At 45.7% G+C, this 24,611-nt stretch carries 24 protein-coding genes and 1 other RNA gene; 21 read left to right on the forward strand and 4 right to left on the reverse strand.

What is annotated here, in order from left to right; all coding sequences use genetic code 11:
* Positions 1–6 precede the first annotated feature (6 nt).
* The 14 genes from hflX to FG11_RS03535 all read left to right on the forward strand — a co-directional run bounded on the left by hflX (position 7) and on the right by FG11_RS03535 (position 13,354).
* Positions 7–1,134, forward strand: a complete 1,128-nt coding sequence (gene hflX / locus FG11_RS03470; protein WP_047533162.1) for a GTPase HflX — start codon at positions 7–9, stop codon at positions 1,132–1,134.
* Between the two features lie 17 nt (positions 1,135–1,151).
* Positions 1,152–2,324: an FtsH protease activity modulator HflK gene (gene hflK / locus FG11_RS03475; protein WP_020181680.1), complete on the forward strand. Its 1,173-nt coding sequence runs from the start codon at positions 1,152–1,154 to the stop codon at positions 2,322–2,324.
* Between the two features lie 18 nt (positions 2,325–2,342).
* Positions 2,343–3,215 carry a protease modulator HflC gene (hflC, locus tag FG11_RS03480; RefSeq protein ID WP_020181681.1) on the forward strand — a complete coding sequence of 291 codons (873 nt, stop codon included), beginning with the start codon at positions 2,343–2,345 and terminating at the stop codon, positions 3,213–3,215.
* A 9-nt stretch (positions 3,216–3,224) separates the two neighbouring features.
* A complete protein-coding gene (locus FG11_RS03485) occupies positions 3,225–3,410 on the forward strand; it encodes a DUF2065 domain-containing protein (protein ID WP_047533165.1) in 186 nt (61 codons plus the stop codon).
* Between the two features lie 39 nt (positions 3,411–3,449).
* On the forward strand, positions 3,450–4,610 hold the full coding sequence (locus tag FG11_RS03490) for an ATP phosphoribosyltransferase regulatory subunit (RefSeq protein WP_047533167.1): 1,161 nt from the start codon (positions 3,450–3,452) through the stop codon (positions 4,608–4,610).
* A gap of 46 nt (positions 4,611–4,656) precedes the next feature.
* Positions 4,657–6,006 carry an adenylosuccinate synthase gene (locus FG11_RS03495; protein WP_020181684.1) on the forward strand — a complete coding sequence of 450 codons (1,350 nt, stop codon included), beginning with the start codon at positions 4,657–4,659 and terminating at the stop codon, positions 6,004–6,006.
* A gap of 4 nt (positions 6,007–6,010) precedes the next feature.
* Positions 6,011–6,562 (forward strand): flavoprotein, encoded by a 552-nt coding sequence (locus tag FG11_RS03500; protein WP_029647374.1) that lies wholly within the window; start codon positions 6,011–6,013, stop codon positions 6,560–6,562.
* A 5-nt stretch (positions 6,563–6,567) separates the two neighbouring features.
* On the forward strand, positions 6,568–7,998 hold the full coding sequence (locus FG11_RS03505; protein ID WP_047533173.1) for a DUF6513 domain-containing protein: 1,431 nt from the start codon (positions 6,568–6,570) through the stop codon (positions 7,996–7,998).
* Positions 7,995–8,570 carry a DUF447 domain-containing protein gene (locus FG11_RS03510; protein ID WP_047533175.1) on the forward strand — a complete coding sequence of 192 codons (576 nt, stop codon included), beginning with the start codon at positions 7,995–7,997 and terminating at the stop codon, positions 8,568–8,570. Before FG11_RS03505 ends, FG11_RS03510 begins: the two co-directional genes overlap by 4 nt.
* Before the next feature lie 12 nt (positions 8,571–8,582).
* Positions 8,583–9,290 carry a (5-formylfuran-3-yl)methyl phosphate synthase gene (locus tag FG11_RS03515; RefSeq protein ID WP_020181688.1) on the forward strand — a complete coding sequence of 236 codons (708 nt, stop codon included), beginning with the start codon at positions 8,583–8,585 and terminating at the stop codon, positions 9,288–9,290.
* 95 nt (positions 9,291–9,385) lie between these two features.
* Positions 9,386–10,483 (forward strand): OmpA family protein, encoded by a 1,098-nt coding sequence (locus tag FG11_RS03520; protein ID WP_047533177.1) that lies wholly within the window; start codon positions 9,386–9,388, stop codon positions 10,481–10,483.
* 106 nt (positions 10,484–10,589) lie between these two features.
* Entirely contained in the window at positions 10,590–11,978 is a 1,389-nt protein-coding gene (locus FG11_RS03525; RefSeq protein WP_047533179.1) for a TRZ/ATZ family hydrolase, read from the forward strand.
* Positions 11,979–12,002: 24 nt separating this feature from the next.
* A complete protein-coding gene (gene ubiG, locus FG11_RS03530) occupies positions 12,003–12,704 on the forward strand; it encodes a bifunctional 2-polyprenyl-6-hydroxyphenol methylase/3-demethylubiquinol 3-O-methyltransferase UbiG (protein WP_025224061.1) in 702 nt (233 codons plus the stop codon).
* Positions 12,701–13,354, forward strand: a complete 654-nt coding sequence (locus FG11_RS03535) for an HAD family hydrolase (protein WP_235276330.1) — start codon at positions 12,701–12,703, stop codon at positions 13,352–13,354. The genes ubiG and FG11_RS03535 overlap by 4 nt, the downstream gene beginning before the upstream one ends.
* 73 nt (positions 13,355–13,427) lie before the next feature.
* Here FG11_RS03535 and recR read toward each other — a convergent pair whose 3' ends face one another.
* From recR to ffs, 4 genes are all read right to left on the reverse strand, one after another.
* Entirely contained in the window at positions 13,428–14,027 is a 600-nt protein-coding gene (gene recR, locus FG11_RS03540; protein ID WP_020181693.1) for a recombination mediator RecR, read from the reverse strand.
* A gap of 18 nt (positions 14,028–14,045) precedes the next feature.
* The gene (locus FG11_RS03545) at positions 14,046–14,354 is read right to left on the reverse strand and encodes a YbaB/EbfC family nucleoid-associated protein (protein WP_020181694.1); all 309 of its coding nucleotides are present in this window, start codon (positions 14,352–14,354) and stop codon (positions 14,046–14,048) included.
* A 24-nt stretch (positions 14,355–14,378) separates the two neighbouring features.
* Positions 14,379–16,067 (reverse strand): DNA polymerase III subunit gamma/tau, encoded by a 1,689-nt coding sequence (gene dnaX / locus FG11_RS03550; RefSeq protein WP_047533181.1) that lies wholly within the window; start codon positions 16,065–16,067, stop codon positions 14,379–14,381.
* A gap of 155 nt (positions 16,068–16,222) precedes the next feature.
* An RNA gene (gene ffs / locus FG11_RS13410) (signal recognition particle sRNA small type) lies at positions 16,223–16,319 on the reverse strand.
* Between the two features lie 226 nt (positions 16,320–16,545).
* On the opposite strand from ffs, the gene FG11_RS03555 reads away from it, so the two are divergent.
* From FG11_RS03555 to fliS, 7 genes are all read left to right on the forward strand, one after another.
* On the forward strand, positions 16,546–18,387 hold the full coding sequence (locus FG11_RS03555) for a GGDEF domain-containing protein (RefSeq protein WP_020181696.1): 1,842 nt from the start codon (positions 16,546–16,548) through the stop codon (positions 18,385–18,387).
* Positions 18,388–18,430: 43 nt separating this feature from the next.
* Positions 18,431–19,870, forward strand: a complete 1,440-nt coding sequence (locus FG11_RS03560) for a PAS domain-containing sensor histidine kinase (protein WP_020181697.1) — start codon at positions 18,431–18,433, stop codon at positions 19,868–19,870.
* A 194-nt stretch (positions 19,871–20,064) separates the two neighbouring features.
* Positions 20,065–20,706 (forward strand): response regulator, encoded by a 642-nt coding sequence (locus tag FG11_RS03565; RefSeq protein WP_020181698.1) that lies wholly within the window; start codon positions 20,065–20,067, stop codon positions 20,704–20,706.
* Between the two features lie 439 nt (positions 20,707–21,145).
* Positions 21,146–21,946 (forward strand): flagellin N-terminal helical domain-containing protein, encoded by an 801-nt coding sequence (locus FG11_RS03570; RefSeq protein WP_020181699.1) that lies wholly within the window; start codon positions 21,146–21,148, stop codon positions 21,944–21,946.
* Between the two features lie 73 nt (positions 21,947–22,019).
* A complete protein-coding gene (locus tag FG11_RS03575; protein WP_020181700.1) occupies positions 22,020–22,379 on the forward strand; it encodes a flagellar protein FlaG in 360 nt (119 codons plus the stop codon).
* 51 nt (positions 22,380–22,430) lie between these two features.
* Positions 22,431–24,113 (forward strand): flagellar filament capping protein FliD, encoded by a 1,683-nt coding sequence (gene fliD, locus FG11_RS03580; RefSeq protein ID WP_020181701.1) that lies wholly within the window; start codon positions 22,431–22,433, stop codon positions 24,111–24,113.
* 17 nt (positions 24,114–24,130) lie between these two features.
* On the forward strand, positions 24,131–24,607 hold the full coding sequence (fliS, locus tag FG11_RS03585) for a flagellar export chaperone FliS (RefSeq protein ID WP_020181702.1): 477 nt from the start codon (positions 24,131–24,133) through the stop codon (positions 24,605–24,607).
* Positions 24,608–24,611: the final 4 nt, after the last annotated feature.

The raw sequence follows: 24,611 nt of genomic DNA on the forward strand, positions 1-24,611 counted from the left end.
TGCTGCATGTTTGAAAGACCTTCTGGCGGAGATGCCGTAGTACTAGTTAGTGTGGATTTTGGCGACGCGGATTACGCAGAGAGTTTGCAAGAGTTGCGGCATCTTGTGACCACTGCCGGTATGCAAATACGGGCGACGGTTGAAGGAAAGCGGCAATCGCCGGATGCCAAATACTTTATCGGTTCAGGTAAGGCAGAAGAACTCAAACTCATGCTGGAATCGAGTGAATCCAAAGTTGCTGCATTCAATCATGATTTAAGTCCCTCACAACAACGCAATCTTGAGCGCTTTCTACAAGCGCGTGTGGTCGACCGAACCGGCTTGATTTTGGATATTTTTGCGCAGCGCGCACAAACCCATGAAGGTAAATTACAAGTCGAGCTCGCGCAACTAGAACACCTATCTACACGCTTAGTCCGTGGCTGGACGCACTTAGAACGCCAAAAAGGCGGTATCGGGGTGCGCGGTGGTCCTGGTGAAACCCAGCTGGAATTAGACCGCCGTATGCTACGTGTGCGTGTTAAACAGCTACGTGAAAAGCTGGAGAAGTTGAAACAACAACGCGGCATGCAACGCAGAGCCCGTAAACGCTCCAACTTAATGACCGTCTCTATTGTGGGTTATACCAATGCGGGTAAATCCACTTTGTTTAACCGATTAACGCGTTCTGGTGTATACGCAGCCGACCAATTGTTCGCGACATTGGATACGACCTCGCGCAAAATGCATTTGCCAGATGCCAACCCTGTTGTGCTTTCAGACACCGTAGGGTTTATCAAACACTTACCCACCACTTTAATTGAAGCGTTCGGCGCCACATTGGAAGAAGCGGCGCAAGCAGATTTGCTATTGCATGTGGTGGATGTCGCTAGCACGAATCGCGATGCTCAGATTGAACAAGTAAATTTTGTGCTGAACGAAATCGGCGCTTCGCAAGTGCATCAAATCTTGGTGTTGAACCAAATTGATCGCCTAGGAATGCCTGCTGGGATAGAGCGTGACGAGTATGGTAAGATTTCCAAGGTAAGAATTTCAGCCATTGATGGCACTGGCCTTGATGATTTGAGGTTGGCACTCACAGAGTATCAACAATTATTGAAACAATTGAGCACAGAAGAAAGTGCTTACGCATAATCAATTCGGAGTAATGCATGATTAAGTTTCCAGGATTTGGACAACGCAACAATGAAGGGCCGCCTGATTTAGACGAGGTTTTTCGTGATTTAAGTAAAAAAATTAACGGCTTATTTGGTGGTTCAAATAATCAAGGGTCCACGCCTAGTAGAAATACAGAGTTTCCTGTTCTGCCGATTATTGGCTTAATTGCACTGGTGTGGCTGGCTACTGGTTTTTACATTGTGGACCAAGGCTCGCGAGGTGTAGTGCTACGCTTTGGGCAACATGTGGAAACTACATTGCCTGGTCCAAGATGGCATATGCCATTTCCTATTGAAAGTGTAGAGAACGTCAATCTTGAGCAAGTGCGTACCATTGAGGTGGGTTATCGCTCTGCCGAAGGGGGCAACACACGTAGCCGTGAGTCACGTGAGTCATTGATGTTAACGGATGATGAAAACATCATTGATTTGCAATTTGCCGTGCAATACAACTTAAAAGATGTAGAAAACTTTCAGTTTAAAAACCGCGCAACAGAAGACAGCGTAAGAGGCGTGGCAGAAACTGCCATTCGCGAGATTGTGGGTAAAAGCCGTATGGATTTTGCGCTGTACGAAGGGCGTGAAGAAATTGCAGTGCGTGCTAAAAAGCTGATGCAAGAAGTGCTGGATCGCTACGATTCTGGCATTAATGTAGTGAACGTCACCATGCAAAATGCCCAGCCACCAGAACAAGTGCAAGCTGCATTTGATGATGCGGTGAAAGCCAAGCAGGATTTGGAGCGCCAAAAAAATGAAGGTCAGGCCTATGCCAATGACGTGATTCCTAAAGCACGTGGTACTGCATCCAGACTGGCAGAAGAAGCTGCTGGTTATAAATTGCGTGTGGAGAACGAGGCCAAAGGTAATGCCAATCGTTTTGAGCAGGTGCTTACCCAGTACAACAAGGCCCCAGAGGTTACACGTCAACGTTTGTACATCGATGCGCAAGAGCAAATTTTGAGCAACACCAGCAAAGTGCTGATCGACCAAAAAGGTGGCAACAGTCTATTGTATTTGCCTTTGGATAAGCTGATGGAGCGCTCAGGTACTAGTAGCCAATCCTCCACATCTTCGGCTAAATCAGCCACAACAGAGCCAGTGCAAGTAGAGTTAGATACCGATCGTTCACGGGATGCTTTTAGAAGCCGTGACCGTGATGAACGATAGAACGAAAGCGGACATAATATGAAAAATTTTGGTGCAGGATTAATTGGCGCGTTTGTGGTGATGGTCATCTTGACGTTGTCCGCGTATACCGTGGATGAGCGCGAGTATGCAATCGTCTTCAGGCTGGGTGAAATCGTTTCTGTGAAGAAATCGCCGGGCTTATATTTCAAAATGCCATTGGTGGAGAATGTACGTTACTTTGATAAACGTATTTTGACTTTGAACTGGGATGAGCCTGATCGCTTTATTACCAGCGAGAAGAAAAACGTGTTGGTAGACTCGTTTGTCAAGTGGAAGATTGTCGATCCAGCTAAGTTTTATGTGTCTGTCAAAGGCGATGAAGCACAGGCAGAGCGCCGTTTATCACAAACAGTCAATGATGGTTTGCGTGCTGAATTTGGTAAGCGCACCATTCACGATGTGGTTTCTGGTGAGCGTTCTGAAATCATGGAAATTTTGCGTCAACGCGCAGACAAAGATAGCCGTCAAATGGGCATTCAAATTTTAGACGTGCGCTTGCGTCGTGTGGATCTGCCTAAAGAAGTGAGCGAGTCTGTGTACCAACGCATGGATGCAGAGCGTAAATCTGTCGCCAATGAACTGCGTTCTCAAGGTGCGGCAGCTGCTGAGAAAATTCGTGCAGATGCGGACAAGCAACGAGAGGTGATTATTGCAGAAGCTTTCCGTGAAGCGCAAAAAGTGAAAGGTGAGGGCGATGCCAAAGCGGCAGAGGTTTATGCCGATGCCTTTGGTAAAAACCCAGAATTTTATGCGTTCTATCGCAGTACAGAAGCGTATAAAAACAGCTTTAAAAGTAAGTCTGACGTGATTGTCTTAGACCAAAGCTCAGACTTTTTTAAATATATGCGTAGCTCAGGCGCTAAAAAATAGCGTGCTAGCTTGAAAGACTCTTTGCTGACAGCGTTAGGCTTGGTGCTTATCATAGAAGGTTTATTGCCACTATTGATGCCTCAAGCTTGGCGCGACACTTTTCAGCGGTTGATTGTGCTTAAAGATGGTCAGTTGCGATTTATTGGCCTGGTTTCTGTCCTAGGTGGTTTTTTACTGACGATGTTCAGTCGCTAGCGTAAGCCGTTTTAGGCTGTTTGCGGTTATAATAACGCCATGCGAAATTGGTTACTCCCCGAATTTATTGAAGATGTGTTGCCTGCAGAGGCCGCGCGTATTGAGTCATTGCGTCGTCAGCTTTTGGATCTGTTCCAAGTGCATGGCTATCAGTATGTGATTCCACCTATGTTGGAATACATGGAATCACTGATTACCGGTACCGGGTATGATTTGGACTTGGCGACATTTAAAGTGGTGGATCAATTGACGGGTCGTTTGATGGGCGTGCGTGCAGACACCACACCACAAGCAGCGCGGATTGATGCGCACATGCTGAATCATCAAGGCGTGTCACGTCTTTGCTATGCTGGCACTGTATTACGCACCAAGCCAGATGGTCTGGCACGTACGCGTGAGCCACTACAGCTGGGCGCTGAGTTGTTTGGCCACGCTGGTATCGAGAGCGATGTAGAGATCCAGCGCTTAATGATTAAGGCATTGCAATTGTTGGGTCTCAAAGAACTACATATTGACTTTAGTCATGTGGGTATTTTTGAAAGTTTGGTCAAACACGCAGGTGTTGATGCTAGCTTAGAACAAAGCCTGTTTGCAGCATTGCAAAGTAAAGATAAAGCGACTGTGACCCAGTTGGTTCAGGCATTAGATGCGCCCATACAACGTGCATTTATTCGCCTTACCGAGCTTAATGGTGGCGTGGACATGCTGATACAAGCGGCAGCCGAGTTGCCTGCATTTGTGGAAATCACCCGTGCATTAAATGATTTGCGCGCGATAGCAGACTTATTGGCGGACTTGGATGTACAGGTTGGATTTGATTTGAGCGAGTTGCGTGGTTATCACTATCATTCAGGCATTGTGTTTGCCGCTTATGCACATGGCTATGCAGGTCCCATTGCCTTAGGCGGACGTTACGATGAAGTAGGTATTGCATTTGGGCGTGCACGTCCAGCCACCGGGTTCAGTCTCGATTTGCGTGGTGCGGTACTCGCACTCGCGCCAGCAGTTGCTACCAAAGGCATACTGGCGCCATCAGGCAATGACGCAGCATTGCTAACAGCAATAGAATCATTGCGTGCCTCTGGGCAGATGGTGGTACAAGCCTTACCTAATACGCCTGCGCAATTGGATGAACTTAATTGCGATCGTACGCTGGAATTGCAGCAAGGCCAGTGGCGCGTAGCCACTGTCTCTCATTAACTCATTTTATTTATCTACGTAGAGATACATCTACACTATTGAAATTATGGCAAATCAATCAAGTAAACATCAGGCAAAAAATGTAGTCGTCATTGGCACGCAATGGGGTGACGAAGGCAAAGGTAAAATCGTTGATTGGTTAACCGACCATGCACAAGGTGTTGTCAGGTTCCAAGGCGGACATAACGCAGGCCACACCTTAGTGGTTGGGCAGGGTGCGGAACAACGTATATATAAACTTAACTTAGTGCCGTCAGGCATTGTGCGCGCAGGTGTCAATTGCTATATCGGTAATGGCGTGGTGTTGGATGCCGGGCATTTGCTGAGTGAAATTGAAACTTTGGAGAAAGGCGGTTTGGAAGTCAAAAGCCGTTTAAAACTCAGTCCGGGCTGTCCATTAATTTTGAGCCACCACGTGGCGGTAGATATTGCCCGTGAAGCCAAACGCAGTGCTGATAAAAAAATTGGCACGACAGGAAAAGGCATAGGCCCAACCTATGAAGATAAAGTCGCACGCCGCGCATTACGCGTCTATGACTTATTCTACCCAGAGCGCTTTGCCGAAAAATTACGCGAGGTGATGGATTATCACAACTTTGTACTGACGCAATATTTAGGCGCACCTGCAGTTGATTTTAATCAGCAATATGAGGCCAGTATGCAGCAAGCGCAAGCATTAAAGCCTATGGTGGCCGATATTTCCGCTGAACTCTACGCAGCTAACACGCGTGGCGAGAATTTATTATTTGAAGGTGCACAAGGTACCTTGTTGGACATTGACCATGGTACTTACCCATATGTCACCTCTAGTAACTGTATTGCCGGACAAGCTTCAGCAGGGACAGGTGTAGGTGCCAGTATGCTGCATTATGTGTTGGGCATTACCAAAGCTTATACCACGCGTGTCGGCGGTGGGCCATTCCCAAGCGAGTTGGATATTGAAACAGAGGGTGTCCCTGGTTATCAAATGTCAAACAAAGGCCAGGAAATTGGTACCGTGACTAAACGTAAACGCCGCTGCGGTTGGTTTGATGCTGCAGCGTTGAGACGTTCTGCCCGTATCAATGGCTTGACCGGTTTATGCATTACCAAGCTGGACGTGCTGGATGGCATTGATAGCCTCAATATTTGTACTGGATACAAGCTGGACGGCAAAGTGGTGGATATGCTACCTGTGGGCGCCGATGATGTGGCACGCTGCGAGCCAATTTATGAAACAGTGGCGGGCTGGCACGACAATACCTTTGGCGTAAAAACTTGGGAAGGCTTGCCTAAAAACGCACAAATCTACTTAAAACGCTTGGAAGCTTTATGTGGTGTGCCTATTGCGATTGTATCGACAGGCCCTGAGCGCGATGAAACCATTGTGCTAGAACATCCTTTCCATATTGGATAATCAGATGCAGCAACGACTTGCATGGGCGATTACAGGTTCTGGCCATTACTTGCGTGAATCACTCGCCATTTTGCAAACACTGGAATCGGTCGATATTTTTTTGAGTAAGGCTGCGGCCGAAATCATCAAGCAGTACGGCTTTCAAGATTTAATTGATGCGACTGGCCACCGTATCTATCAAGATAAAACTGCCAGCAGTATTCCTGTTGAGCTGTTTTATGAAGGCAAATACCATAGCTTGGTGATTGCGCCTGCAACCTCTAATACCATTGCCAAGATGGCGTATGGGTTTTCGGATAGCTTGGTGACCAATCTATTTGCGCAAGCAGGAAAAACGCGTGTGCATAGCATTGTCTTTGCTTGTGATACGGCACCAGAGCTCGAGTCGGAAGCTCCCCGTGACAATGTGGTTAAAGTTTACCCACGCCAGATTGATCTCGATAACGTAATCAAATTAAAAGCCTTTACCCACACCGAAGTAGCTGAAGATATGCAACAGTTGCAACAGTACATCATGCACCGCCTAGCTGCTGTGCATCAAATGGATGCTGAGTAAGTGACATGACTGAAAAACTGTTATTTTTAACAGGAAAATTAGCCGAAAAAAGCCTGCATAAAGTATTGCGTCAAATACAAGCCGATATTGAAGTGCAGGCCAATCTTAAAACCCCACAATTCAAATACCGTGTTGAACAAATAGGTGTATCAGTAGCGGCCCTGATGACGCCTGAAATGATTGCGCGACGGCTCAAAGATGTGGGTGACGCCAATAAAGTGATTTTGCCCGGACTATGCCAAGGCGACCTAGGTCCACTTGAAGAAAAGTTGGGTGTGCCGGTGGAACGCGGTCCTGCGGATTTGAAAGATTTACCCCAATATTTCGGTCAACAGGGCATCGCGCCTGATTTATCGCAACACAGCGTGCAGATTTTTGCAGAAATTGTAGATGCGCCAGATTTGTCAGTTGACGCCATTATTGCCAAAGCGGAGCGTTTTAAGCAACAAGGTGCGGATGTCATTGACTTGGGCTGTTTGCCCGGCAAGCCATTTGTGCATTTGGCAGACGCAGTGAAAGCACTCAAGTCTGCTGGCCATTTGGTTAGCGTGGATTCCATGAGCATTTCGGATTTACGCATCGCTGGGCATGCCGGTGCGGATTTCTTGTTGAGCTTGACGGAAAAGTCGATTGATTTAATCGACGAAGTGGCTGCTACGCCTATTTTAATACCGGCAAAACCTGGCAATATGGCTTCGTTGTATCGTGCCATTGAGCACTGTCTGCGTAAGAACAAACCATTTATAGCCGATGCCATTTTGGATCCTATTCATTTTGGTCTTACCGATTCTATTGTGCGCTATCACAAGCTACGTAAAAAATACCCAGAGATTCCCATAATGATGGGTGTGGGCAATTTAACTGAACTGACCGATGCAGACACGACAGGCATCAATGCATTGTTATTTGGCATGATTAGTGAGCTGAATATCAATGCAGTATTGGCAACCTCTGTCAGTGCGCATGCGGTGAATGCGATTGCAGAGTCTGATGTTGCCAGGCGGGTCATGTATCGCGCTAAACAAGACAATCGTTTGCCCAGAGGTTACAGCAACGGTTTGCTAGGCTTGCATGACCGAAAACCATTTAGCTATGATGAAGCTGAGATTCAAGAAATTGCAGCACAAATCAAAGACCCTAGTTTTCGTATTATGGTGAGTGAGCAGGGCATCTACGTCTACAATCGCGACGGCCTGCAATTGGATCAAGACCCTTTTCAATTTTACCCACACTTGGGCGTTGAGAATGATGCCTCGCATGCCTTTTATTTGGGAGTAGAGCTGGCGCGGGCACAAATCGCATGGCAGCTTAAAAAGCGCTTTGTACAAGATGAAGAACTTAATTTTGGCGTGGCATCGCAAGTGCAAAATAAGCAACCCAAAAAAGCCCATCGCGAGGCTTCAATTAAAGAAAAAAAGCATCAGCCTAAACCATGATTTACGAAACCATTATTTCGACTGTAGACCTTGCTGGAAATGTGCATATCACGCCATTTGGCGTTCAAAAAAAAGATAGCCTGATAGTCATCTCACCATTTAAACCCTCTACGACTTTAGAAAACATTTTGGCAACAGAATGTGCGGTGATGAATCTGACCGATGATGTACGTGTATTTGCTGGCGCCATAGTCAAAACACAAACGCACGCTATATTGCCCGCAACTTTGGTCAAAGGGTTTCGGTTGGCGGACACTTTATCGCATGATGAGTTACGTCTTGAAAAAGTGGTAGATGACCCTGTGCGTCCACAGTTGTGGATGCGCAGCGTGCATCAAGAAACACATCAGCCATTTGCCGGTTTTAATCGTGCACAGGCTGCTGTGATTGAGTTGGCAGTGCTTGCCAGCCGACTTAACCGGTTACCGCAAGACAAAGTGTTGATTGAACGGGCGTATCTGCAGATTGCTATTGATAAAACGGCGGGTGAACGTGAGTTGCAAGCATGGCAATGGTTGGTGGAAAAAATTGACGGATATTATGCGGAACAATCTGGATTTACCCAGGCTTAGTAGGGCTCAAGCATGATTCGCTTATTGATTAGTGTGAAAAATGCAGATGAAGCCTTAGACGCCATGCACGCGGGCGCTGACTTCATTGACCTAAAAGACCCGGCATTAGGTGCTCTGGGTAGCTTGGATGATGATGTGAGTTTGCAGGCGGTACGTGCAGTGAATCGGCAGACGTTGGTAAGTGCCACCGTGGGGGATACGCATGATGATTTAGATACGCTATTAAATCTGATTCACCGTAAATGGGATTTGGGCGTTGATATTGTCAAATTACCGATCGCTTCGTTGCAAAAACAAGCGGACTATCTCGGTGCACTCGCCAGTTTGATTCGCTCGAAAAAAATGAAATTAATTGCCGTAATGTTTGCCGAGCAACCCATAGATTTGACTTGGATTCCCATGTTGGCTGAAATTGGATTTTATGGCGTGATGCTAGATACGGCAGATAAACAACACCATTTATTGACGGCGGTTGATACTGATACCATTCATGCGTTTGTAAAATACTGTGAATTACACCATCTGCAAGCAGGGCTGGCAGGCGCATTAAGGGTAGAATACTTGAATGAATTGACACCGCTTTATCCCAGTTATATCGGTTTTAGGTCTGGGGTATGTCGCGACAATGTGAGACAAAACAATTTATTACCGCATTTAGTTAAAGAAATCAAAGATAAGTTGTATAAACACAACAACTTTTGTAATAAAATGCAGTCTTAAAACCGACTGCGTTGATATGTCAATGTTGAATGAGTATAGTTAGGTGTGGGATTTACACTGTACGTCGAGAAGTTACTAACAAAGGAGTTAACAAGATGAAAAAAAGTTTAATGAGTTTTGCTGTCGCAGCAGCACTAGGTGTAACAGCCTTTACCGCAACAGCAGAAGATATGTACCGTGGCGCTTGGTACGCAGTGCCAGGTATCAGCTATATGCACACTGACAGTGATTTAGAAGCCGACAATGGCGCAGGTGGTTTTCTTAGCATTGGTAAAGAATTAAGCCAAAGCTGGGATTTACAAGGTCGTTTAGGCTATAACCGTGCTGACGAAGACACAGGTATTGCCGGTGCAGGAGGTAAATACAAACAAACTACCCTTGGTTTAGATGCACTCTATATGTTTAGTCGTGACAAATTCCGTCCATTCTTATTGGCAGGGATTGGTGCAGCGCGCAACAACGTAGATTACAGTGGTCTTGGCTTAACAGATAAAACAAAAACTTCATGGCTAGCTGGCTTAGGTCTTGGTGCACAATACTTATTCAGCGATTCATTTGGTATCCAAGCTGACTTGCGTCACCAATGGAGCAAAGCAGAAGCTAAAAACGCAGCACGTACTGTAGATGCCGATGAAACGATTGGTAATACATTGTTCAATGTGGGTGGTATTTTCCGTTTCGGCGCACCAGCACCTGTTGTTGCTGAAGCTGCACCAGAGCCAGCACCGATTGCAGCAGCACCAGAACCAGCGCCAGCACCGGCTGCTGAGCCAGCACCTGCACCTGTAGCGTGTAAACCACAAACAGAAACAATTACTGTAGGCGCTGAAAAATTATTTGGTTTTGATAAAGCTAAACTAAAAGATGAAGGTAAAGCAGCATTGGATGAAGCCGCAGCTAAAATCAAAGCAAATCCAGAAATCAAAGCAGTGATTGTAACGGGTCATACAGATCGTATTGGTTCTGATGCATATAACCAAAAACTGTCTGAGCGCCGTGCTAAACAAGTGGCAGATTACTTAGTTGCACAAGGTGTGGACTCATCTCTCATCACAGCAACTGGTAAAGGTGAATCTGAGCCTGTTGTACAGTGCGAAGGTAATAAAGCAACGAAAAAATTGATTTCTTGCTTACAACCTAACCGCCGTGTTGAGATTCGTGCAGAAGGTACAAAAGAAGTAGGTTGCAACTAATAAAGCAGTCATTACGCTTTAATGCTTCAAAAAAAGCCTCGCCTAGCGAGGTTTTTTTATTGCCTAAATCACTTTTCTAAACGACCTGTATCTACCTGCCAGCCTTATGACCAGTTATAATCCAACCATGATTAAATCTGTTGATCTGGTGATTGTTGCCCGTTGGGTATTACCAGTTATTCCAAAAAATACGGTACTTGAGCATCAGGCAGTCGTGGTTCATCAAGGGGTGGTTATTGAAATCTGCCCGGCATCTATTGTTTCTGAACGATTTGTTGCAAATGAGACAGTGCATCTGGACGAGCATGTGTTAATGCCGGGCCTGATTAATTTGCATACGCACGCTGCCATGAGTTTGATGCGCGGGTTGGCGGATGATGTGCCGCTGATGCCTTGGCTGGAAAAACATATTTGGCCTGTCGAGCAAAGGTTTGTTTCCCCACCGTTTGTTTATGATGGTACCTTGCTTGCCTGTGCAGAAATGTTAAGCGGTGGCATAACGACGTTTAACGATATGTATTTTTTCCCTGAGGCGAGCATACAAGCTGCCACACAAATTGGCATGCGCGCGCATATTGGTTTGGTGGTCCTTGAATTTGCGACCAACTATGCCAATGATGCCGGTATGTATCTCGAAAAAGGTACGGCAGTACGCGATGCGTACAAGACGCAACCGCGTATCACGTTTAGCTTTGCACCACATGCACCTTATACGGCAAGTGACGCAACCTTATCTACCATCGGTACATTAGCGGAACAATTGGATTTGGGTATTCATACCCATATGCATGAAACCATGCATGAGGTACAAACCAGCAAGGCAAACCATGGCTTAAGCCCGCTTACACGCTTTGCTAATTTAGGCTTATTAGGCACGCGTTTGACGCTTGCGCATTGTGTGCATGTGAACGATGCCGATATGCAACTGATGGCTGATTATGGGTGTCATATTGCACATTGCCCAACCTCTAATTTGAAGTTGGCGAGTGGGATTGCGCCGATGGCGAAATGTGATGCATTGGGTATCAATATTGGTATTGGTACGGACGGGGCAGCCAGTAATAATCGATTAGATATGTTTGCTGAAATGCGTATGGCTGCCTTATTGGCAAAAGGGCAAAGTGGCGATGCTACTGCGATTTCTGCACATCAAGCCTTGGAAATGGCTACCATCAATGGGGCAAAAGCTTTGGGTTTGGAGTCTCAGCTAGGATCAGTCACGGTAGGCAAACAGGCGGATTTAATTGCAGTGAATATGGCAGAGATGGTGTCTCAGCCTTGCTACGACCCCATTTCTCACTTGGTGTATGTTGCAAGCCGTGAGAACGTAACGCATACGTGGGTCGATGGTCAGCTCAGATACAATAAGCCTGAATCTAGCACGGGTGTTTTTAGCCAAGGCGTGTTTAGTGAGGTGGAGCCGCACACACTATTGCACATTGCGCAGCAGTGGCATCATAAATTAAGCGGTGCTTTCTCCCACCGCCAAGCATGACAAGTATGAATGGGATGAATGAAGATGAGTAATGTTGATAGCGCCGAGCTAGATAAATTTAGCGTGTTAGCCCATAAGTGGTGGGATAAAAACAGTGAGTTCAAACCGTTACATGAGATCAACCCGTTGCGTTTGCAATACATTGATGCGCGTAGCCAGTTACGTGGCAAGCGTGTGCTGGATGTTGGGTGTGGTGGGGGTATTTTGTCTGAATCCATGGCTCAAGCTGGCGCAATTGTGACTGGCATTGATTTGGGTGAGAAAGCGCTCAATGTGGCTAAACTACATAGCTTAGAGTCTGGTGTTTCTGTGGATTACCAACGTATTGCAGTAGAAGCATTTGCGGCGGCACAGCCTGCCTCGTTTGATGTGGTGACCTGCATGGAAATGCTAGAGCATGTACCAGACCCCGCCAGTGTTGTGCGTGCTTGTGCGCAGTTGGTGAAGCCGGGTGGACAGGTATTTTTTTCTACTATTCATCGCAACCCTAAGGCCTATCTGCTGGCCGTGATAGGTGCGGAGTATATTCTCAATATGTTGCCACGTGGCACGCATGATTATGCCAAATTTATCAAGCCTTCTGAGCTGGCATCATGGATGCGTGATGCGGAGCTCACATTACAAGACCAAGTTGGGCTGCATTATCAACCGTTTACACAACAGTACTCACTTAACAGCGATGTCAGTGTGAATTACATGGTGCATGCACAAAAGGCAGAAGCGTGAGTTCTATACAAGCCATTTTTTTCGATCTGGATGGCACGCTGGTAGATACTGCGCCAGATTTGGGCTACGCACTGAATTTGCAATTGACGCGTCACGGCAGGCCAACATTAACCGATGATGAGATTCGTCCATTTGCGTCACATGGCTCGCGTGGTTTATTGGGATTGGGGTTTGGTGTGACGCCAGAAGATCCTAATTTTATTGTATTGCGTGATGAGTATTTGCATTTGTATGACCAAGTGTTTACTCGGCAACCCAAGTTGTTTGCGGGTATGCAAACCGTGCTGACTGCGTTAGATGTAAGCCAAATTCCATGGGGCATTGTGACCAATAAGCCTAAACGCTTTACGCAGCCACTGGTGGCAAGCATGGGCTTGCATGTGCAAGCTGCTTGCGTGGTGAGTGGTGACGATGCGCCACAGCCTAAGCCATCCCCGGCCACTTTGTTGATGGCATGTGAACAGATTGCTGTGGACCCTGCAAATTGTATATATGTGGGCGATGCAGAGCGTGATATACAAGCAGGAAAAGCCGCAGGCATGCAGACAGTCGTTGCGTTATTTGGCTATTTGGATGCCGGTGATAGGCCTGAAGCTTGGGGGGCTGATGTCATGATTCATCAGCCTGAAGAATTGTTGGATTTTATTTGAGCTAGAAATTTAAGCTATAAAATCAGCTGGAAATTCGTTGGGCCAATCAATGCATTTAGAGTAAAGATTATCATTAAGCAACGACTTTTCGCTCAATTAGCGCGGTGGAGAGCGTGCCACTATCTACATACTCTATTTCGCCGCCCATAGGTAAACCCCGTGCGATGCGGCTTACGGCAATACCGCGGGCTTTCACCATTTCGCTGATATAGTGAGCGGTGGCTTCACCTTCGCTAGTGTAATTGGTCGCTAGAATCACTTCTTGGATGACGCCGTCTTGCACGCGCTTAATGAGTTTGTCTAAGTGAATTTCTTTCGGGCCAATGCCATCAATTGGCGACAAGCGACCCATCAGCACAAAGTACATCCCCGCGTAAGATTGTGTTTGTTCCAGCATCATTAAATCCGTAGGCATTTCCACCACGCATAACATACTAGGCTCGCGCTGCTCAGCGTTACACAATGCACAAACGGCTTGTTCACTAAAGTTATTACATAGTTGGCAATGGCCAATCGTATCTAGTGCGTGCTGCATGGAATACGCAAGCTGTCCTGCACCTTTTCGATCACGTTGCATCAGATGGTAAGCCATGCGTAATGCAGATTTTGGCCCTACGCCTGGCAGGCAACGCAGGGCTTCGATCAATTGCTCAAGGGCGGGTGGATTTTTCACAAGGTAATGTGGGTTAAATTAGAAAGGCATTTTAAAGCCGGCTGGCATGACTGCACTCATGCGCGCGCTGGAGGTGGCTTCTACTTTTGCTTTTGCATCTTTTAATGCCAGCAGTACTAAGTCTTCTAATGTTTCTTTGTCATCCATCACTGCATCATCAATCACCACACGCTTGACATCGTGGCTACAGGTCATGGTAATTTTAACCATGCCGTTGCTTGCAGAGCCTTCCACTTCAGTTGTGGCAAGTTCTGCCTGCGCCTTTTGCATGTTTGCTTGCATTTGCTGGGCTTGCTTCATCATGTTGCCCATGCCGCCTTTCATCATTTGAATGCTCCTTTATTAAATGAATTATTGAACAGGTTTAATTGAGTTAGGAATAATCGTGGCGCCAAAATCGCTCATCAAGGATTGCACAAAATGATCCTGCAAAATAGCGGTTTCGGCATTCGATTGAATCGTCGCTTTTTCAATCGCTATTTGCTTGGCAGGGGTATTGGCCTCGCTGCCGATTTCAAACTGTAATTTGATTTTACGCCCAAAGTGTTGATGTATCGCATCGCTTAGTTTGTCTTGATAGTTTGGACTCGCTAAATGCTTGTGCGTTTCAGCCACTTTAAGCGTAATGCTGTGCTCGTCATAAGTGACCATTTCGCAGTTTTGTGCCAATGCACGTGCCAAGCCTAGTTTGAGCCGCTGTTCTACTAGCGTACGCCAATCTCCGTTAAAGCTGCGCTCGTTTGACTCTTGTTGTGCATCGGCCAACGTCGGTTCTGGTGCTATTGGCCTGCTAATAACGGGTTGAGGCGATGTTAATTCCGTTGTGCTAGATGCTATTTGCGGTGCGGTAGGGGCTACTTCTGGCACGGCTTTACGCTGATCGCCTAAGTTGGCGGAGACATTAGTAGTGTTGGTAACGGCTTTGCGTTCTGGCTCGCCAGAATCTGATAGTTTTTCTTGTGGCGTAAAGGCCAACATACGCAGCAGGGTCATGGTGAAGCCTGCATACTCATCGGGCGCTAACCCGATATCACGGCGCCCCAGAATGCTGATTTGGTAGTAAAGCTGCAGGGTTTCAGCAGAAATGGTCTCGGCTAACTGCAAGAGTGCAGCACGCTCTGGCAAATCATTGGCAATGGTTTCCGGACAGGTTTTAGCAATGGCAATTTGATGCAGTATGCCCGATAGATCGCCCAGTGCCGCTTCAAATGAGATGCTACGGGTGTCCATGACTTTTGCTTTGGCAATCAGCGCAGCGCTGTCATTCGCAAGCAGTGCCTGCAAAATCTCATATAGATAACTTTGGTCAATTGCGCCCAGCATGCTGCGTACTTCTGCTTCATTCACGGTTTGGTTGCCATAAGCAATGGCTTGGTCTGTGAGCGAGAGCGCATCACGCATGCTGCCGGCAGCGGCACGCGCAATTAAATGAATAGCGCTGGCTTCAAACCCAATCTGCTCTTGTTGCAAAATTTGCGTGAGATGTTCTGTAATCGTGGTGCTTGCCATTTGACGCAAGTTAAACTGCAGGCAGCGTGAGAGTACCGTTACCGGCACTTTTTGTGGGTCAGTCGTGGCCAAAATAAACTTCACATGTGCCGGCGGTTCTTCCAGGGTCTTCAGCATGGCATTAAATGCGCTCTTAGAAAGCATGTGCACTTCATCGATGATATAGACTTTAAAGCGGCCTGCCGTTGGCGCGTATTGTGCGTTCTCAAGGAGCTCGCGCATGGCATCTACTTGTGTGTTGCTGGCAGCATCTACCTCAATCAAATCAATAAAGCGGCCTTTATCAATCTCTGTACAGGCATTGCATACGCCACATGGCGTAGCGGTAATGCCTTGCTCACAGTTAAGGGATTTGGCCAAAATACGCGCAATGGTTGTTTTGCCTACACCGCGTGTGCCGGTAAACAAATATGCATGATGCAAGCGTTGTTGCTCTAGCGCATTGGTAAGCGCGCGCACGACATGCTCTTGCCCGACTAAGGTATTAAATGATTTGGGACGCCACTTACGTGCGAGTACTTGATAAGACATCTAGTGGCCTTTGCGTCAATACGTTAAATGATACATGGGTGCGTAACATGCCAACACTTGATGACTAGATGATGTGTCCGGCATGAAAAAGTGCTAAACGTTTGGCATGCATGTGAACGATCCAATCAAACAACGTTATCTTCCATACAAGTGGAGGAGGCGAGCCAAACCCCCGGCACTTGCTCAATAGTTGTGGCTGCTTGCTTCCGCATCTGACCAGGTTGGCTACTTTACAATGCGGGGAGGCCCGCCAAACAGTATTTTACAATACTTTCCTTCGTTCAACTTCACTTCGCTTGGCAATTTTTCTCTCACTTGTCTTATCACTCACAGATGAGGCCAGCCAATCTTGTTAATAAACTGCGCTAATTTTAGCAATTAGAGGGCTTAAGTGTGCTTTTTCAAGCATTCAAAATCATGCACATCGGGCCAAAATGCTATGACGACAATTGTCCATTTAGGAAATCTCAGAATTATTATGGCAACGCCTCAACCCAAAAAAATTGTATCGGCACCCGATATCGCACGTGAGACCATTAAGCAAATGGCAATGCGCCGCGTTGAGCCTACGCCCAATAATTACGAGCTTATTTACAATGAGATTGCGGGTGTTCCGCAAAAAGAAACCTTAAACAGTGCGATTAAAAAAGCATTGAAGCAATTGCCAAATCAGAGCACAGAGCAAGCCAATTGGATCAACCGCTGGGAAAAGCTATTGAAGCAGGATAACTGGTCCGGGCTAGCCGATGTGTTGAATGAAGGTATGGACAGCAGTGTGACCCAATCCAAACAATGGCCCGATGCGATTCGTCTTTTACTCAAAGGTTGGGATGCGCGCCGTAGCAGTACCGATATTGCGCGTAAAAGAGAAACGCTGGAACGCGTGCTAATTAATTACGGTAGCGACTCTCAGCTGTCTACCAAAATTCAAAATCTAGCGACCAGCTGGGGTGCGAATGAGCCAGTTGGTGAGAATGCGATGCCAGCATTGACCGAGCCAGATGAGGCTAATCAAGCTGACACGACATTACTGCAAAAAATCGACAATAAATTGAGCGCTGTCATCGGCGTAGGCAATGATGAAACTAAACAGTTTCATGAGACTTTCCAGATTTTACAAGACATGTTGAAGCAGTCATTGAACCACGGATTGATTCCACGTTTAGATGGCTACCCGGAATTGCGTGAAGAAGCCTATGAACTAGCGGTGTTGACTGAAAAGGCCCGCAAATTAAAAGACTGGCAGTTTATGGCCAAGCAATTTAGGGCACTGTTGGTGAGGGTGGAACTGATTGGTGCAAACGAAGAAGGCATTAAACAAGATTTATTAAGATTGCTCAAATTGCTACTCAGCAATATCAGTGAGTTGGTGGCCGAGGATCAATGGCTAAGAGGGCAAGTCGCTACTGTGCAAACCATTATCTCTGGTCCGCTAGATCGTGTGCAGATTCAATCGGCAGAGAAAAGCTTAAAAGAAGTCATCTATAAACAAGGCATGATTAAACATAGTTTAATCGAAGCAAAAAACTCCTTCAAAACGATGATTTCTACATTTGTGGACCGCTTGAAACATATGGCGGATACCAGTGGTAGCTACCACGAAAAAATCGAAGTCTACGCTGATAAGCTCTCTGAGACTGATGATATTTTGAGAATCAATGAGTTGTTAGAAGGCCTGATGCGCGATACGCACACCATGCAGGCAGACATCATGCGTTCACGCGAGGCATTGCTGCATCAACGTGAAGAAGCAGAGAGCTCACAAGAGAAAATCAAAAAACTGCAAGAAGAACTGACACAGCTGAGTGAAGCCGTGCGCATGGATCAACTCACCGGTGTATTAAACAGACGTGGTTTGGATGACGCACTGACCACTGAAATTTCAAGGTTTGGTCGCGGTGGTGGCCCATTAACATTGGCGCTGCTGGATATTGATAACTTTAAACACCTCAATGATACCTACGGGCATCACGTGGGAGATGTTGCGTTGAAACATCTGGCCAATGTCGTCAAAAAAACCATTCGCCCAACCGACATTGTGACCCGGCTTGGTGGTGAAGAGTTCGTCATTCTGTTGCCAGATACCAACATTGACGAGGCTGTCATTACCATGACACGTTTGCAACGCACGCTGACCAAAGAATACTTTTTAGGCAATAACGAGCGCTTGCTGATTACGTTTAGCGCAGGGATTGCCTTGTTTAAAGTAGAAGAAGATCAAACGGGTCTGATTCACCGTGCCGATCAAGCCATGTATTTAGCCAAGAAATCTGGCAAAAACAAGGTGATGACTGAGCTGGATTTAGCCAAAGCGCAATAGGAACACACCGGATGTATACCACTTTTGATGTAAGGAAATTCAATTGTTAGCACTTGTCGAATCACAGTTAATTTTAAAATCACTCACATTGGCGCCTACCGATGAAATTTATGTATTGGATGCCACCACGCTGAATTTGCTTTATGCGAGTGATGAGGCACAAAAGAGAATCGGCAATGATGAGTTAATGATTCAGCCTGAACAGTTAGAAGCAATCCTCGGCGTGAGTTCAAAAACTTTGGTTACGTATGTGAATCAGCAACGTGACAAAAAAGCACTGTTCGAATTGAGCGTCAATCAGCCGCTGCCTGAGGCTGGGGTTCATAAAAATCAACTCCGTGTTATGCTAATACAATCAGGTCAAACCGAATATATTCTTGTGACAAAAAGCGAAATCTCCCCTAACGAAAAAGTAGTGATGGCACTCAGCGAGAGTGAATCGCGTTTCCAAGCCATTGTCTCCAATATTCCTGGCTTGGTGTTCCAAATGCAAATGACGGCTGATCACGAAGTGAGTTTTCGTTATGTGAGTGACGGCTGTGAAGCGTTGCTAGGACTTACCGCAAACGACTTGCAGGTTGATGCACAGCAGTTGTTTTCTATTATGAATACCCGCGACCGCCAAGATTTACGTGCCAAACTCATCAGCAGTGCGCAAAGCCTAGAAAAATTGGATTGGGAAGGGCGGGTGTGGATTGATGGTTGGCAAGATACCAAATGGATTAACTTGCGTGCCACTATTAGCCAGTTAGGCGATGGTGTGGTGCAGTGGGATGGCATTATGCTGAACATCACACAAAGTAAATTAGAGAAGTTAGAGATTGAACAGTCACGCCGTGAGCTAGAGCAATTGACTGCCCATATGAATCAAGTGAAAGAGCAAGAGCGTATTAGCATTGCGCGCGAGATTCATGATGACTTGGGTGGTAATCTAACCGCTATTAAAATGGGCCTGGCCAGCATTGCACAACAAATAGCTGCACAGCAATCCGTATCTTTAGAACAAACCGCTAACTTAGAAGCGATTGTGAACCGTACGTTTGAAGCGGTACATCGTATCTCTGGCAATTTAAGACCGAGCATTTTAGACCTTGGTATTGTCGATGCAGTTGAGTGGCAGGTGAATCAGTTTAAAAAACAAGTCGGTTTAAAATGTGTGTTTAGCACTAATCAAGCAGAGATCATGCTTTCCACAGAGCAATCGATGGCTTTATTTAGAATCTGCCAAGAATCACTTTCCAATATTGCGAAATATGCCAAAGCCTCACAAGTGAATGTGAGCTTAGAAGCCTCGGGCTATGAGGTAACACTACGAGTGATTGATAACGGTATTGGTATCAATGATGTGGATAAACTAAAAACCAACTCATTTGGGCTTCGCGGTATGCAAGAACGTGTGTCTGCATTGAATGGTAGCTTATCTATTGGCGTGGTAGACCAAGCGAGTAGCGGTACCAAAGTAGAGGTCACTTTGCCGATATAAACCCCGTTATAAATTCATCACTTCTCTTGTAGTTTCGATAGTTAGTTAGCCACCCACAGGGTGGCTTTTTCATTTTGTAATTTTAATTAACTGTTTAAATACAATGATTTATTGGTAAATTATCAAAAATTTACACTTATTTTTTTGTTTGGCACGCAATTTGCTGTTATGTAATTAACAGTTAAGGGGTGCGTATGAACAACAAAAAAATTAGAGTGATTGTGGTAGATGACCATGCCATTTTAAGATCAGGCATCAAACAAATCTTATCCACCACCGGTGAAATTGAAGTGGTTGCTGAAGCAGAAAATGCGACTGAAGCGATTAAATTTGCGCGTGAGATTGAAGCCGATGTGATGTTGCTGGATATTTCACTGCCAGACCGCAGCGGCATGGACGCATTGAAATGCATCAAACGCGATAATCCTTCACTGTCTGTATTGATGTTGTCTATGTATATGGAAGATCAATACGCTGTACGCGCTTTAAAATCAGGTGCTTCTGGCTACTTATGTAAACACAGCGCATCTAATGAATTATTGTCAGCCATTCACGCCTTAGCCAAAGGCAAAAAATATATTACGCCAGAAGTGGCCGAGATTTTGGCTGAGCAAGTCAGTGATGAAAAAACACAAAATCCGCACGAGACACTTTCAGACCGCGAATACCAAACGATGATCATGATTTCATCGGGCTTCTCTGTGAGTGAGATTGCCGAAAAATTATCGCTCTCTGTAAAAACAGTGAGTATGTACCGCACACGTTTGTTAGAAAAAATGCATTTGCGTCATAACTCAGACATCACGCATTACGCGATTAAGAATCAACTGGTTTAGATCTATCGGGAGGTAGTCCTCGGGGTTTGCTATGCAAACCCCATTTTTTTTGCCTCGCATATCTACGTTTGTGCACTAATTCTCCTCAAAGTTTATCTTAAGAGATAGCTGGTTTTTGTCTCTTTGTTAATCCCTTCACCACACAAAATAATCGCTATCATGCTGATATATCGTATTTTTTTAAGGAGTCAGCCCTAAATAAAAAGGTATTACCCTAAAGTTTTGAAAATGATAGCCGACATCATATTCATCGGGTCTGCTTAATCGGTAATTGTTTGAGGTTATGTGGGTTAAGTAACTGTTTCATAAAAAGTTTTGTTCTTACCCTAAACTTTTACAAAAGCTTACCGATAATAGATTTAAGTGCGACGCAATATGAAAAGTTGCCAAGCGAACAGTAGGGTGATTTGAATATTTTATTTTATTTAGGAGATTTATCATGGCTGCAGTAATTAATACAAACATTGCTTCATTAAACACACAACGTAACTTGAGCGCTTCACAATCAGGTTTAAATACATCTATCCAACGTTTGTCTTCTGGCTTACGTGTAAACAGCGCGAAAGATGACGCTGCTGGTATGGCGATTGCAACACGTATGGACTCACAAGTACGTGGCATGAACGTAGCGATGCGTAATGCAAACGATGCGATTTCTTTCGCACAAACTGCTGAAGGTGGTTTGAGTAAAGTAACTGACGCATTACAACGTATGCGTGAATTGGCAGTGCAATCTGCCAACGGCAGTAACTCTGCTGGTGACCGTACAAACCTAGATGCTGAGTTCCAAGAACTAGCTGCAGAGGTAACACGTATCGGTACAGCTACTAAGTTTAACGGTACAGCAGTGTTTGGTGGTGGTTCAACTACATTCCAAATCGGTGCTGATTCTGGCGACACGATCTCTGTATCAGCAGTAGCTGCAGCAACCATTACAGGTAGCGTTTCAACAGCAGCAGCAGCAACAACAGCGTTAGGTGCAATCGATACAGCGTTAGATGCAACGAATACTAAACGTGCGACATTGGGTGCGGTACAAAACCGTTTTGAAGCTGTGGTAGGTAACTTGCAAGTGGCTTCAGAGAACCAATCAGCAGCTAAATCACGCATCATGGATACAGACTTTGCTGCAGAAACAGCTAACTTAACACGCGGTCAAATCTTGCAACAAGCAGGTACAGCGATGTTAGCGCAAGCAAACTCACTACCAAACAACGTATTGAGCTTGTTAAGAGGGTAATTCGTAACTTGAGTAAATTGACTTCCACAGGGCGAAAGCTCTGTGGAATTTTCAGTAAGATAGGGAGTACAACATGTTCCAATCTTCTTTAGATGCATACGGTACAGCTAAATTAACTGCTGTTCCAGGAAGTCAAACCGTTCAGGCCACTAGTGGCCTAAAAGTCGTTACGAAGCCAGAAGAGTCTTTACCAGCTGCTGTTGAATTAGATAGAGCAACATTGACTGGCGCAGTGAAGAAATTGAATGATTATGTAGCGCCTGCGTTACAAACCATTCAGTTTTCAATTGATCAGGAATCTGAGCGGATTGTCGTCAAAGTCGTCGATACCGCCACCCAAAAAGTGTTAAGACAGATTCCTAACGAAGAAGTAATGGCGATTACCAAGACGCTGGATAAGTTACAAGGCTTGGTGATTAGACAAACGGCGTAACAGCAAGCGTGCGCTTTAATAGGATGCAGTAAATATTAAGGATGGATAATTATGGCAACAGTCTCAAGTACCTCAGCAATTGATGTTAATTCAATTGTCAGTAGCTTAATGAGCGTTGAACAACGACCGCTCACCTTAATTACCAACCAAAAAACTGCTTACGAAGCTAAGCTTACGGCTTATGGCACTTTAAAAAGTGCACTTTCCACGTTTCAAACTTCGGTCAGTGCACTGGCAGCTGCTTCCAAATTTAACGCACAATCTGCCACATCTGCCACGCCTAGCATGTTTACCGCTACGGCAAATGGCAGTGCAACTATTGGTGATTACGCAATCACCGTGAATCAACTCGCAAAATCACAGAAAATTGCTTTAGATGGCGTGGCCAATACCACGGATGTCATCGGCACTGGCAAATTGACCATAGCGTTTGGTACGTATGCTCCTGAGATTGTTTCACCCGCCACGCCTGCTAGCTTTACTGCCAATCCAAACAAGACCTCATTTGATGTCACTATCGATGCAAGCAATAACACGCTAGCGGGTGTGCGAGATGCGATTAACGCTGCCAATGGTGGCGTGACGGCCACCATCGTCAATGATGGTACTGCCAATCGCTTGGTGATTACCTCTAAAGAAACGGGCGAGGTGAATAGTCTGAAGATTACCGTAGCCGATGATGACGGTAATCCAACGGATAACACGGGTTTATCGAGATTGGCTTATGATCCATTATCGACTGCGGGCGCTGGCAAGAACATGAGCCAGTTACAAGCACCACTGAATGCGTTGCTCAATATTGATGGCATTGATGTAGTAAAAGCCAGCAATAGTGTGAGTGATGCGATTGAAGGCATTACCCTTAATTTGCTAGGCACCAGCAATAGTCAGCCCGTCAATTTGGCTGTGGCGTCTGATCAAGCCAAAATCAAAGAATCGGTGACGGCCTTTGTGGATGCGTATAACAAGCTGAACGATACCTTGCGTACCCTCACCAAATATGACGAAACTGGAAAATCTTCCGGTAAGTTGTTAGGCGATGCGACTGCACGCAATATCACGGCGCAAATTAAATCTGTGGTGACCAAAGTGGTGGATACGGGCGGCACGATTACTTCGTTGACCGACATTGGCGTGAGCTTTCAGCGTGATGGTAAATTGGCATTAGACAGCACTAAGCTGACCGATGCGATTAGCAACCATTTTGATGATATTGCAGCATTGTTTTCGACCTCTGCTAGGACTTCGGATGCGCAAGTATCTTACCTTGGTAGCACCAGTAAAACACAATCTGGCACCTATCCCATTACAGTTTCGCAATTAGGTTCCGATAATACTAATATGCTAGGCATGATCAACGGTGTTGCCGGCACTGGTTTGAATCAAGAGTTGATTGGTGCAGCCGGTGATGTAAGCGAAGGCTTACGAATTAAAGTGACCGGAGGCAGCACAGGCGCACGCGGTACGGTGACTTTTGTGAAAGGCTATGCTGCACAGTTGGATGATATTTTGGATGGATTGCTGGACGATGAAGGTTTGCTGGCAGCACGTACGGATGGCATTACGGCTTCAGTGAAACGTTTAGAGCAACAGACCGATGCGTTTAATTTGAAAATGACCGTGATTGAGAAACGTTACCGTGATCAATACACACGTTTGGATACACTGTTATCGAGTATGCAAAATACAAGCTCGTATCTCTCACAGCAGATTTCAGCGCTCGGCAATAACTAATAAAAAGGGGACATAACATGTTTGGATTTAAAAGTAATGGTGCCAATGTTTACGCCCAATTGGGTTTAGAAACAGGTGTGGTCGCCGCAAGCCCCAATAAATTAGTGGTGATGCTGTATGAAGGCGCTATTTCAGCTTGCCGCAATGCCATTACGCACATGGCTAATCAAGATATACAGCATAAAGGTGAGATGATTTCTAAAGCCATTTTAATCATTGAAAGTGGCCTACGTTTAAGCTTAGATAAAAAAGCTGGCGGTGAGATCGCACAAAGCTTAGATGCTTTGTACGCCTATATGTCACAACGTTTAACCATGGCCAATATCCATAATCAAGCGCCATTGGTTGAAGAGGTGATTGGCCTGCTCACAGAGCTGAAAGGCGCGTGGGAAGCGATTGAAAACCAAAAACCAAACGCTGCGGATCTGGCGAAAGTAGTGGCGATGCGGCCACAAGCCAATATTCCAGCTAACTATAACCGATTAGTATTTTAGGCGT

This window comes from Methylotenera sp. N17 (assembly GCF_000799155.1).
In the GTDB taxonomy this organism is placed as follows: Bacteria; Pseudomonadota; Gammaproteobacteria; order Burkholderiales; family Methylophilaceae; genus Methylophilus.